The organism is Arsenicibacter sp. R0_47, from assembly GCF_057652235.1.
Genome location: NZ_JBYFCJ010000022.1, coordinates 54,811 through 67,397, shown reverse-complemented (window position 1 = coordinate 67,397; position 12,587 = coordinate 54,811). Strand labels below are relative to the sequence as shown.

General features: G+C 46.3%; 7 protein-coding genes. 1 reads left to right on the top strand and 6 read right to left on the bottom strand.

Annotated elements, in window-relative coordinates:
• Positions 1 to 13 precede the first annotated feature (13 nt).
• Both AC23NW_RS26380 and AC23NW_RS26375 read right to left on the bottom strand, forming a co-directional pair.
• Positions 14 to 1,603 (bottom strand): toprim domain-containing protein, encoded by a 1,590-nt coding sequence (locus tag AC23NW_RS26380; RefSeq protein ID WP_487453248.1) that lies wholly within the window; start codon positions 1,601 to 1,603, stop codon positions 14 to 16.
• Between the two features lie 3 nt (positions 1,604 to 1,606).
• Complete coding sequence (locus tag AC23NW_RS26375; RefSeq protein ID WP_487453246.1) at positions 1,607 to 4,003, bottom strand: DUF3945 domain-containing protein; 2,397 nt, start codon at positions 4,001 to 4,003, stop codon at positions 1,607 to 1,609.
• Positions 4,004 to 4,085: 82 nt separating this feature from the next.
• Here AC23NW_RS26375 and AC23NW_RS26370 point away from each other — a divergent pair, with 82 nt between their 5' ends.
• A complete protein-coding gene (locus AC23NW_RS26370; protein ID WP_487453244.1) occupies positions 4,086 to 4,925 on the top strand; it encodes a M23 family metallopeptidase in 840 nt (279 codons plus the stop codon).
• Positions 4,926 to 4,929: 4 nt separating this feature from the next.
• Here AC23NW_RS26370 and AC23NW_RS26365 read toward each other — a convergent pair whose 3' ends face one another.
• The 4 genes from AC23NW_RS26365 to AC23NW_RS26350 form a co-directional block, all read right to left on the bottom strand.
• Positions 4,930 to 5,355: a hypothetical protein gene (locus AC23NW_RS26365; RefSeq protein ID WP_487453242.1), complete on the bottom strand. Its 426-nt coding sequence runs from the start codon at positions 5,353 to 5,355 to the stop codon at positions 4,930 to 4,932.
• 191 nt (positions 5,356 to 5,546) lie between these two features.
• Positions 5,547 to 7,670 (bottom strand): YWFCY domain-containing protein, encoded by a 2,124-nt coding sequence (locus AC23NW_RS26360; protein ID WP_487453241.1) that lies wholly within the window; start codon positions 7,668 to 7,670, stop codon positions 5,547 to 5,549.
• Positions 7,671 to 7,799: 129 nt separating this feature from the next.
• Positions 7,800 to 11,297 carry a relaxase/mobilization nuclease domain-containing protein gene (locus AC23NW_RS26355; RefSeq protein ID WP_487453239.1) on the bottom strand — a complete coding sequence of 1,166 codons (3,498 nt, stop codon included), beginning with the start codon at positions 11,295 to 11,297 and terminating at the stop codon, positions 7,800 to 7,802.
• Between the two features lie 20 nt (positions 11,298 to 11,317).
• A complete protein-coding gene (locus AC23NW_RS26350; protein ID WP_487453238.1) occupies positions 11,318 to 11,878 on the bottom strand; it encodes a hypothetical protein in 561 nt (186 codons plus the stop codon).
• Positions 11,879 to 12,587 lie beyond the last annotated feature (709 nt).

The window sequence follows — 12,587 nt, the reverse complement described above, 5'->3', positions numbered from 1 at the left end:
TCCCTGGTGTCTATCAATATCGATTGGATATTCCCGGGTATTTTTTTGCCTTTTGCACAGACTGTTTGGGGCTGGTGTGCTCAGTTGCAGGGGGGGGGTGAAGGTTTGTTGTCTTTTGAGTTTCCTTTTTGGGCGAGTCTTTGATTTCGACGGCTAACAAGGCAAGCGCTGGGATAGGCGGAATGGGTTGCTCTTTTTTTTGGTGATAGGCCTGCTGGATCTCCACTAGTTTGGGTAAGGCTAATTTCGGTGTTATGCCTTCTTTTTGACGCTTTATTTTTAGATCCTCATTAAAATCATTTTCAATTGGCCGGTGCACAACCAGATAATTACTGGTTTTCTTAAACTCTTTGGCAAGGTTTTCGGCCCGGATCAGAAGGGGCCGTTGGTTAGGGAATGTAGCCCGAATTTGGAGGAGTTCAGGGCGTGTGGTAATTAAGTCGATGGAAGCACGCGGCCCATCGATGGGAATGTTTCGGTTCAGCACCTCATCAACTCGTTTTTTCAGATACTGTGACTTATGATGGGCAAGCAATTTGCCTGCACTCGTACTATCGTCGTTATGCAACTCGATATATAGAGTATTAGTAAACCGATTATTGGAAACGTCTATTGAAACAGGCGTTATCGGCTGCCGGGGCAAATGAAGTCGGCTTAACGCATTGATGTTGTACCGAATACCGGCTAGGTCATTGTCAAAGCCTAATGTCAGTTTTTCAGGATTGATCTGATTAATCAAATGCTGCATGGAGGCAAATTGATTATGAGCCGGTTGACCGGCTGTCGCCATATATACACGCTCGCCCGGCGTCAGCGGGGGATGAAGCTCGTGGTATGAGAGGGCGTTGATTGGATTCTCAACGATCACCAGTTCCTTCACGGGCGTATGGGGTAGGATATTGGAAATCCAAAGGCTGTTTGACTTATCACCATACGTATGATTCCAGGCTGTTTGCCGTGCAATAAGCCCCTGCATACCCAGTTCATTTTCGAGTGGGAAGATTGTGTTGATACCCCGAACCGATTCGTTCGTTTCCGGATGTATGGCGGTAAAATTGCGGTTGAGGATTTTACCGGCGAATTCAGGGGCGAGCAGCGTTTCGGAGTTGATGAGCCGTTCCTGAGTGAGATAGGTAGTATCGGTCAGCGGCTTGAGTTTATAATATTCGGCTACAGCTCCTTCGCGGTTAGTTGGCCCTGCCTCCAGTTTAGGCGTAGGTCGGATATGGTCGTGATGACTGAAGTACACATTGCCTATCAGCTCGCTCGCCTGCCTATGCAGCTCGTCCCACCCTTGTTTGCTGCTCAGGTCCAACTTCCCGAATTCGGCTATCAAGTGGATGATAGTTCCCTTATCGCGGCTATCTTCGGGATTATAAAAATAGTTGTCTCCGGATTTGGCGTTAACACTCAACAGCAGCTTACGCCCTGTCGTATCATCAACCATCATGGCCCATCGCCTGGTCGATTTTTTGCGGTCGTACCGAAATCCCTGCTTCGTAAGGTAGGAAACCAGGTCGATATTTTTCTTGTATTGATCAATCAATGCTTCCTGCCGGATACGACTATCCTGATACGATTGTCCTTCGTTACGTGTACGCATGGCTTAACGGATTTTGGGGGCGGGTGTGTGTTTTATCTTTGCGGTTTTCGATTTCGCCTTTGGCTTGTCTCCCTTGACCTCCGTAATACTCGTTGCTTTTGGCTTGGACATCTCTGTTCCAGAGCCCGGGGTAAGGCTTTTTATGGTGGCAGTGTCCGCAGAAATATCTGTAACACCGCCGCCCTGCCGAACAGTTACGGCTGTTTTGCTGGTCTTTTTGGTTCCTGCTTTTTCTTTTGTTTCTGGTTTTACCGACTCTTTGATTTTAGATTCTGGTGTCAGCGGTGCTTTGACCCGCTTCAAATCATCAAGTTGGAGAACAGGGGGATAACCCCGAACCTGAATCCGGGCGTTTACCAACTCGCCCGTTGTCGGGTGAGTCATTCCGTTCAAGCGCACTTTATCCCCTTTTTCCAGTGCTTTTTTCTGCTCAGGTGTCAGCTTTAGACCATATACCTCATCGGGTAGCTTAAAGGCATTGATGTTGGAAACTGTATCTTTTTGAGTAACCGCTTCCCGTTGAGCAGGCGCTGGAATTTCCTGTATCTTGAACTTGCGCTCAAAGGCGTTCATCGTTACCAGGCCATCAAAAGGCCCTTTACCCGTCCGTTGATTCACCATCCCTTCAATTCTGGTTGGCAAACCTGAGCGCAGCGACTCCTTTTGCTGTTCATTAAGGATTACACCATGAATAGCTGATGGAATAGTAAAACGGTCAAGTCTGGCCGGTGTGAGCCGGTTAGTGTCAGGATCTACGCCAATGTTTCCTTTAAAGATCTCTCCGGTAAGTCGGTCGCGCATGTCGACCACTTTGTTGAGGTTGCCGGTTTTAAGTAGCTCCTGTTTATCCGCTTCGGTCAACTCATAACCCAGAAAAAATTTAGGGGGTGTGAACGTTTGCAGCTTTTGCAGAATATGCACCGTTGGCCCCTGGCCAGCCACCTCGGCTATATATAACTTCCCTTCAATAGAAAACCTGGTTCCATCTTCCCCCTCTTTTTCAAAACGCATCAGCCCGGTTTTACGCCCATTAAGAAGGGCTTCGAGGTTTCCGTTAGCCTGAAGCTGATCGGCATTTATGCCAAGGGGTTCTAATTGATTGGCGACCTGTTTATAGTCCCAGCGGTCTGCCGTCTGCTCCTTTCCGGAAGCGGTCTGCGTGGTTCTCATAGCGGTTTGTTGATCTTGCTTTTTGCCTGTCAGCAGTTCTTCAATGATGCGTTTGTTATTAATAAAATTGGCAACCATACCCCCTGACAAGAACTGAAGTTCGAGTAACGAATGATTCTTCGTTTGTTTACGCTCCGGCTCCAGCTCCTCTTCCTCGTTGATTGACTTCTTTTTGTCCGCATCCGGAGGTGTCTGACCGTCTACTTCGGCGGCAACCAATCGGTATGTGGCAGTTGGGTCGATTAAATCCTTTAAGGGAGAGTCTTGTACCGATCCATGTAACTCCCAGAAGTAGTTAGTAATTTGTTCACGCGTTTCCGGCGTAGCCTGGCTCGCAAACCGATCTATGCGTTCTTCTAACTCTTCACGAGTAAGCCGGGCATCGAACAACGCGCTGGCGAGTTCTGTATCACTCAAAAAACCATCGTTTTCTAGATACTGACGTAGATGTTCGTATTCCTCCGGCAGGGCTACTATCCATTCGGTCGCCTTGATGTAATCAGCTACCAATTGCTCGTCCTTTTCAGTGTGACCGAGAGATTTGCTCCCCCCCTCCGGACCGCTTACATCCTCCACCTCCTGGAGCCGGAACTCGCTGTAGTGTCCTTCGGTAGCGGGCCGTGTTTGCCCAACCAGAATAAAGTCGTGGACTGTTTGAGGTTCGGGAACAGGCTGGAAAATTTGTTCTTTGTGGTCGGTCGGAAAGGATCTGATATCTTCGGTTGCAGGAACTGTAGTTGAACGGCTGGTCTCAGTCATTTCCAGATTATCCATTCCCTGCTTAGCTTCTGGTATCTGAATGCTTACTCCTCCGCTCGCTTCTGTAAACCGGGACTGCGCATAAGGCCCTGCTTTTCTTAAAAAATCTGATTCTGCATCCGTCAATATACCGCCTTCCCGATGTTTTTCACCGATGTAGTAAGCCAGACGGTCTTCTCGCACGAACGTTCGGGTAGCGATGTGCCCGTAATCAACATGGGTCAACGCCGATGGTGAAGCGTCTTCCGTCTGACTTAGTTTTTCCCGGTATGTCTGCCGCTCATCCGGTGCCATCAGGGAAAGAAATAAGAGTTCCTTTGGAAGAAGTAAATTGCCATGATGCTGAGCGCTGGCTAGTTCCGAAGCCTTTGCAAAGACATTCGGATAGGTACCGTCCTGCATGCGGTGAATGTCATGGTCGGTAATCAGGTCCCCTCGCACGGGTGCTGATGGTAGTTCAGATGGAACCATTTTTTCTATTTTTTTGGTAATTACACGCTCTAAATAAATTTTATGTAATATTAAAAGTTAATTTATTTTAAATGAATTTCAGATGAAGAATCTATTTTTTGTGAGTCTATTTTTTATCATTTTTAATACATCAGGACAGGTTTTATTTACTAAGCGGCCGTTGCCTTCGATAGACAATGACAAACTTCAGCCTGATACGGCCAAACCGTCAGCCTTACTGGTGACTTATCTTGGAAGGCCATTAAATCAGCTTGATCAGGTGACCGTGGGCAGCAAGTATCGGGCTGGAGACTTTAACGAAGATGAGCTAATGGGTGCTGACACGCTGGAGCAGCTGTTACGCCGACTAAAATTCGGGATTCAATCGGATTCCATTGGGCTTTATATGCTAAAAGAACGGTATCTGGGTGCAGGGACGATAGGAGCAACCGTTCAACACGAGGCCCGTGAACTACCTTTCGCCAATGTTCCTTCAGTACTGCCTATTCGGATTAGTAGCTGGCGTGATTACCAATTGAAGAGTGGATTTGGTATGCGATTCCATCCTGTTTTACATCGCTGGTCAAAACATTTGGGGCTTGATTTTCCAACCCCTGAGGGAACTGACGTTTTTGTAACGGCAGATGGATGGGTAGACAGGGTAAATTACGACCCTGACGGATTAGGCTTGTCGGTAGTAGTACGCCACTCGTCAGGATACACAACGGTGTATGGGCATTTATCAGACCGTGGTGTAATGCCGGGGCAGTGGGTACTAAGGGGAGATAGGATTGGCCGAACGGGTAACACGGGCCTGTCCACAGGCCCGCACCTGCATTATGCAGTACTGGATGGTAGTAAGCCGGTTAATCCGCTGGATTTTTGCTTTTTGCTGTTACACTGGAAAAAGAATGCTGCTCTGTCAGAAACAAGGAAGCGTTAACGGCTTATTCTGATTTTTTTGTACTGGAACCAGCCAGGGCAGCTACATCGATTCCTGCGTCCTTCAGCCCGACTATCAAATCATCGAGGAGTTGGCTTTTTTTCCGGATTTGATAGTCTTTTTGACTGGCTCGTTCGGCTCCTGTTGTGCGATACATATCAATACCGGTATTATCAGGAGTGAAGAGCCAGGCAGGATTCAGCTTGTGATTCATATAGTAGTAATAAAACAGTGTCAACATGGCATTAGCGGAATCACCCGCTTCTATACGCCAGATCATATTCTGGGTACCGTCTATTTTACTGGCCACATCTTTCTGGATTAACTCACGATCCAGGCGAAACTTTTTGAATCGTTCTCCCAACACCCGCAGGAATGCCTCCACTTCTTCATTTTCTTTTTTGCGTGTGATTTTATTCGCGTTTTCCATTTTTATCGAATATGTAAAATGTGTTTTAAAAACAGGGTATTAGCTGAGAAATTAATACAAAAGTTATGTTTAACGACTCGAATGACAAGAGGCCCTTCGGCAATTCGACTGTAAATTACGGCATAAATAGCTTGCTTGTACTACTTCATGCTCATTTTACCACCGACTAATTAGTTTTTGGGTTAATTTCTTTATTCTTCAGCTTCATCTTCTTCGACTTTACGGAGATAGTCAACATCTTTGGTTTTTAATCCATTTAATAGATACCGTAAATCAGGATTAGATCGGATATCTTCCAGACGCACACGAACCAGATTAGCCACGTCTGCTTTAATACGCTGAAAATTCGCCCGAAGCTTTTGGTCGACTTCATCATCAGTTATTCCTTCAAACTGGGGAAGCTGAGGAATCGGGGTTAAATTCTTAAGAAACGCAACCATTTCCTTCGATACGACGAACTTACTATGAAAGATTTTCTGGGAAATCGGCTGGTCGTCGTTGTCAGCCACATTCCCCACAAACCACCCCTGGCTAAGATTCGAAATAACCGATTCAGGTATCAGTGAGTCCAGCTTCTGAGAGATGCTACTAGTCGTGTCACGCTCATTGAAGTTAAAACTCTGCGACCGTTGGACATTTTTGCCAAACTGATTCGATAAGTCACGCGCTGTTGTGCCCTTTACAGAACCTGACACCAGGTTACCAGGTGTATTCAGGATTACTTCAGCCTCTTCCTTGCCATAGTCACGATTAATCTGACTTTTGTCCTGAAACGAGAGACAAGTCGAAACTTTATTACTACGCGCGGTCGCAATAAGCTGGTCCAGCCCGCGAAAATAGATCGTGGGTAACTCGTCAATAATGATGGAGCAGGGAGCACGAAGGGGACGGTTTACTTTTTTGACAAGTCGTGCATTGTACAACCCCAGGGCGGCCCCATAAATCTGTGCACGGTCCGGGTTATTGCCCGTACATAGGATTTTGGGGGCTTTTTTATCGTTAAGGGTCAAATCGAAGTCATCCCCGCTCATTACCCAATAGAGTTGAGGTGAGATAATTTTAATGAGCGGAATACGGGCCGAAGCAATCTGTCCATCAAGCTGCTCCAACGTTTTGTTGGCAAACGCTTGTTGAAAAGGCTGTACCAGTTCCTCCAGTTCCGGTTCGGCCATCATCAAAGGAAATATTTCGTCGTATCGTCGGGAAGCAAACTGTATCACATGGGGAAACGTGCAGAGGTTGACTGGTTCATTGGGTGCATAGCCCATTCGGGCTTTCAGATCCGGACTTTTTTCTACCCTGTCATGAAGCAACTTCATGTACCATATACAACCCGCAAGGAATGCTTTTGGGGACTCAATGAAAAATTCGCCTTCCTTTTTTATCCAGCTTTTACTTAGATTCAAGAGAATTGTCGTCGCTGCCTCATTGGCATCGACAACGTCCGTCATTTGATCGGAACGAATTGGGTTGCAGCGGTGCGACCGGCGCGGATCATCAAAGTTGATGAGGTAAAGACGGGCGTTGACACCATACTTTTTTCGGTATACGTCGGCATTTTTTAGCAGGTAGTTATAAGCAATGGTAGAAAGGTCAGGAAATTTAAAGTCATAAATATACATTGAGAATCCCTTCTCGATGTGCTGGCGGATGAAGTTATTGACCACTGCAAAGCTTTTCCCACTCCCCGGTGTACCCATAATCAAGGTTGCCCTGAACGGGTTTATTAGATTGACCCAGCCATTCTTTAATTTGTTTCTGTATTTGTACTGGGTAGGGATGTTTACTGAGTACTCATTCTGGATTAATCGTTCTTCCTGAACAAAGGATTGGTTAAACTCATTGAACGGATCATCATCCAGTTGCACCTTCACTATGCGGTTGGCAAAACTGCCGGCATTAATGCAGAATAGATAGCCCGCGAGGGTTGTAATCGAATAAACTACTCCCAGATTCTGTCCGATAACCGTTCGGCCTAATACAAAGAACGTTCCCCCCAGAAGCAGAATTAATCCGATCATGCCGTGCATATACACCCGCTGCCACGTCATCGTGATATCTTTTTTAGTTCGATAACCATACGTGTAAAATAACACAAAAAAGAGCGCGGTAAGCTTGGGTAGCCAGTAGTTAGAAAATAAACGAGTCTGCCGGTTTATCTTAATAATGAGGTTGTCCAATAAGGAAAGGTCTATGCCTAGTCTGGCCAGGGCTCCGCTGTTGACGATATACAGGTGAAAAAATAAGATCACCCAACCAAAAATGAGTGATCCCAGGACGGTGATGTGAAAGTCTTTTTCGTTTTCGGCGGCCATGTTTGTATGGTTTACGATTCATTTTTTAAAGAAATCGCTCAAATCTAAAATTTGTATTTTAAATTTGAAAATTAGATATTCATAATTACTACGAATATAAATTCCAACACCTATATAAAATTTCATCTATTATAACCCTTGCTTACGTCTGCGTGTGGTCATTTCTCCGGCTTTTCGCTTACGGAATGTTTCATCAGTTGAAAGTGCTTGTCCGAGGCCGCTGGGTTCGGCGTTAGGAAGGAGCGATTCGCCTTCTACTGAATGGGCCTTTGGGGAAACTTCTTTCTCGATAGTCTCCGGGCGGTTCAGCGACTGTTTCCAGAATACGTCCAAAAGCTGTTCTGGTTGCGTACTTAGTGTTTTGAGCGACGGATTGGCTTTTAGGATTTGCGTGATGGCATAGTTGACCGGGCCCGGACGCCCGGCATCTAACGCCGAAGCCAGATTTCGTACCAGTGCAGGACTTCGATCAACGATTCCGGTGCGGGGATGAGGTAAAGGTTGATTCCAGGCCATGCTTTCCTTGAAAGTAGGTACTCGATAATTCCGTCCCGTCTGCGCGTTTTCGAGTAATCGGTTCAACCCGGGGGATACAGGAGTAAATGATTCACGACCGGAAAGGTAATAACCCAGCCGGAAGTTTCCTGTAGGTGTTTTATCCAGTATATACCCCCTTTGCTGAAGCCAGGGCAGGGCGTCGGCCAGCACGACGGGCATTCGTTCCATTAAAGCCTTTACACTAGCTTTGTTGAGTTGCGTACTTGCCTTGTCAAACTGATCGCTTGTCAATAGTGTTTTCACGCGTTCAGGATTGATCTGGTTCCAGGTAATAGTTTCCCCAGCCACGTCTTTGACTTTTTTTGCTGATAAAGTCGAGGATTGTTCGGGTAAAGTAGATTGATCTTCTTGCTCAGTCTGATTTCGTAGACCAGGCCTTAGTAGACTGCCAAAGAGGAGTTGTTCATAAAGGGCCCGTTCTTTACGCGGCATCTCAACCGCCGGTTTGGCTACCCACTGAGCCTCGTCTGGTTGTGAAAACAAGGCAGTTGTTTCTTCGGGACTTAATCGGTTTCGTAACCATTTATCCTGCTCATGGACGAGTTCAATATGACCGTCAGGTGTTCGCTCAACGTTCAGATAAAAGGCTCTTAACAGCTTGATACGATCTGTAGCGGATACTGGTGCTTGTACTAACATACTCAGGAAACCATTGGCGACGCGTTCAAAGTGGGTCTTGTCTGCAGCTAAAATTTGATTATATCGTTGCTGACGTCCTGACAAAAAGTTCTCAGCATAGGCTTTCGCTTCGGCCAGGGATATGCTTTTGTCGTGTTGGACAAGAGCGGTGATCAACTCGCTAAGTGGTAACTGAGCGGGATTTCGTAGCAATGTACTCTCATAGGCATATTGCGCTTTTCGGCGGTAGCTGAAATAAGTCTTCCAGAACAAGGTTCGCACCTCTTCCGGCAGGCGTTCCTGCTTGTTTTCTACCCGAACAGGAGCCGTAACCTTTCGTGATGACTTAGTCTTGACAGCCCGTTCCAAGCTCTCCAATTGTTCTTCGAAAGGTTGGCCCTTCAGGGTTGGTATCAATGTTTCTATCCCTTTTATTGCCCAATCAATGCGTGCTCTGTCTCCTAAATCGTTACCTTGCCACAACGCAATAAGCTTTCGTCCCTCGGCACTACCCAGGCAGTTCCGCTGAGAATCAGGGGTGTCAATCTCCTTCGTGCTCAGGAAAGAGCCCAACAAGTCGGGAAGATTGACATATGACGACTCTGGGGTCGTATGAAAACCGACTTGCCACGAGTCCCCATTTTTCTTGATAATAATCCCCCGGTTGAATAGAGCCGCTGATAAATCCTTGGTAAAGCGATCTTTGGAAGCTAACAGGATGGTCAGGTAATTACGATTGAGCGCTTCACTGGCCTGGTTATGCAGTTCTTCCGGGAGTATTCGTTTCAGCAGATATGGGTTGAGGTCGTAAAAAGTTGTCTGAACCGGAATTTTCCGGGCAATAGCCAGGTAGGTGTCTCGTTCGGCTTTACTAAATGGGCGGGATAAGGGAAGACTGGAACCAGATGCCTGCGTCAAGGCTCCAAACTGCTCGTTTGTGAGTGGAAGCTCCAGGTGGGACCCGTGCTGATGACGGATTACAGCAGCGCCTTTTGGCAGGACATCCAGAACAAATCCGCTCGCCTTTAGAAATGATACCCGTCCGGGTCCATCAAGTTTCGACTGCAAAGCTAAACCTAATAAACTTTCCGCTGACTGTTGAAAGTATGCCTGCTCTTTGGCCTGTATCTGGGGTAGTTGTGCCAGTTTATAAGCTTCAAACTGCCGTAGTGCTTCAGCAGCTTCTTTCTGGCGATAACGCTGGGCTACCAGTGCATCGAGTAATTTATCAAAAGGAAAACGGGTAATGAGTGTACTTTCAAAATAAACCCCCTCCTGTTGCCGGTGGGCTTGATACACTCTGGAGATCACTTTATTCCAGGCAATTAATGAAGGCGTTGATTCAGATCGCCCCGCTTCGGCCTTTTCAGCAGTTACCTTTGTAGGAACTGGTTTCAATTCCGTTTCTCTGAAATGAGCTGATAGATTTTGCTTTTTAAACGCTTCGCCTAATTCGTCTTCCCGAAATACAGTACGGTAATGCAGATCAATATAAAGGTAAGTATTGGCTCGTTCGCCCTCCGGCTCAATGACCTGTATCCGTTCTGAACGAAGGGCATTCAGGAAGTCAGCTTCTGACAAACTACTGTAAGCAGCGATAGCTTTCTTCACCCGGTTTGTGAGAGATTGTCGGTGAACTTTCTTACGTTTGGCTCCCTCCCGAAACCGGTTAGTTAGTCGTTCGGATGTAGGTTTAAAGGAAAATGAACTTGCTTTGAAAGGTGGACTTTCAACAATGTCGCCAGTAATAATCTGATAGGTGATTCCTTTCCAGTCCGTTCCCTGTGCATTTTTCCGATTGTGCTGTTGGGCATGAATGCCGTAATGCCGGAGCAAATCACTGTACTCTGTAAATGATGAAAAATAAAAGTCAGAAAAAGCCGTGCGCACCAGGGTTGCAACGCCTTTTTTGAGATTACCCGATTCATAATTGATGCGCTCAAGGTTGGGAAGTATATCTGGTTGCTGATGAAGATGCCTCGACTGATCCTCGGCAATAACAAGTCCGTATCTCTTCTCCAGGCGCTGACGGGCAGTATTACAACGGCGTTTGAGATGGCTATCAGATAGCCGTCGCCCATCCTGGTCCACTTGTACACTGACAATGTGCAGATGTGGATGAGGGCGGTCATCGTGGCGATAGACAACATATGGCTGTTCACCATAACCCATCTGGTTCATAAAATCGGTAGCCAGAATTCGCATTGCTTCGTCTGTTGGCTTTTCCGAGGGATGATAGGAAAGACTAAAGTGAATACCGGGTTGCTGAACCCTTTTGTTTAATCCGGCCAGATATTTCAGTTCTTTGCTTCGGAACGAGGACTGACTTTCGGCCCGTGAATGGGAGAAGTTGACAACAGCCAGAACTTCTGCATCGTCAACTCCTACCTTTTGTTCGTTGTATCGGACTGCTCCCTGCACATCTTTGCCCGTCGTGACGCGTACTATCATATCATCTTTCTTAAGCCAGGCTAACCAAGCATTTCTTCGAGCTTCTGCAGAAGGTTATCGAGCTTGGTAATAACTCCTGCAACAGGTCCAACCAGCCGCTCGTGATTTTGTAATTCTGCAAGTAGTTTTCTGGCATCCTGGATAGCATTAACCTTCCTCGCAATCTGATTGTGATTGTTGAGGTATCCTTTAAGGGATCGCCGGGTAGCTGCCAGTAAGTACAGTAGATCATACAACGGATGGTTTTCCTCGATCCCTTCGCTCCTGGCAAATTCCACAAGGCCTACTTCAGGTGTTACCTCTGTGCGTTTCCGGCTCTCATTAGCGAAAGCTCCCCTGCAAAAATAGTGATCCCGGATAAGGTCACTGAGCGTCATTCGTGGATACCGTGACTTCATACGGTCAAGGTGGGTGAGCAGCGCCCGGTGGTCCGACTGAGTAAGGCGAAGGATGACTCGCTGGGTTAGAGGTTCCCCTCTGTTGGATAGCACCTGTTGTCGTTTCGGTTTCGAATACTTTTCTGAAATGGAAACGGATGTTTTGCGTAATGACTCGTTACCCTGTGTAGCTATTTTTTTCATGCCAGACTCCATGATTTTAGGGGGAACAGCAAAAATAGCCAAAAAACAGATAACACAAATTTTAGATTTTACATATAAATATCAACTATTCATTTCAGGTTTTCCATCCTGTCAGCTTGTTATTTGAGTCGATCCGGCATGTTAAACAGCGTAGCCACTTCAGAAAATCCCGAATGTGTTAACGAGGGGTATTGACAATTTTCTACTCAGAACAAACCGTATGTGTTAACGAGGTGCAGTTTTGGGTAGAAAATGACCCCGTAGGGCAAGACGAGTTTGTATGACAAACTCACATCTTGCTCCCGCCACCGCCAAGGTGAGCACCGTTGCGTATGGTCAGGCTGTTTTTCAGCATACTCTAAACAAGTATGCATATTTTGTGGGTCGTTTTGTCCTGATTTAAACACTTTGGGCCTCGATACTTTTGCATGTCGTTTAGCTAAAAGCAGAGCACTACCCACATTTTCATTCCTTTTTTGAATGCTCCTGCAAGTCTTTGGTCGGTAAGTTCCGGGGTTATTCTGACCGTATTTTTCTCCTTTCAGGTAATTGAGTGTTGCCTTATTCAAGAATCCGGAATATCTATAATGCTAAAATACAGCAACTTACAGAAATATGATACTGGCATTTTGCCGTAGTGAATTTTGCCACAGTGAATTTTGCCGCAGTGAATTTTGCCACAGTGAATTTTGCCACAGTGAATTTTGCC

Coding starts and splice junctions, on each gene's coding strand:
- AC23NW_RS26380 (WP_487453248.1), bottom strand. CDS start 1,603: ATGCGTACACGTAACGAAGGACAATCGTATCAGGATAGTCGTATCCGG.
- AC23NW_RS26375 (WP_487453246.1), bottom strand. CDS start 4,003: ATGGTTCCATCTGAACTACCATCAGCACCCGTGCGAGGGGACCTGATT.
- AC23NW_RS26370 (WP_487453244.1), top strand. CDS start 4,086: ATGAAGAATCTATTTTTTGTGAGTCTATTTTTTATCATTTTTAATACA.
- AC23NW_RS26365 (WP_487453242.1), bottom strand. CDS start 5,355: ATGGAAAACGCGAATAAAATCACACGCAAAAAAGAAAATGAAGAAGTG.
- AC23NW_RS26360 (WP_487453241.1), bottom strand. CDS start 7,670: ATGGCCGCCGAAAACGAAAAAGACTTTCACATCACCGTCCTGGGATCA.
- AC23NW_RS26355 (WP_487453239.1), bottom strand. CDS start 11,297: ATGATAGTACGCGTCACGACGGGCAAAGATGTGCAGGGAGCAGTCCGA.
- AC23NW_RS26350 (WP_487453238.1), bottom strand. CDS start 11,878: ATGAAAAAAATAGCTACACAGGGTAACGAGTCATTACGCAAAACATCC.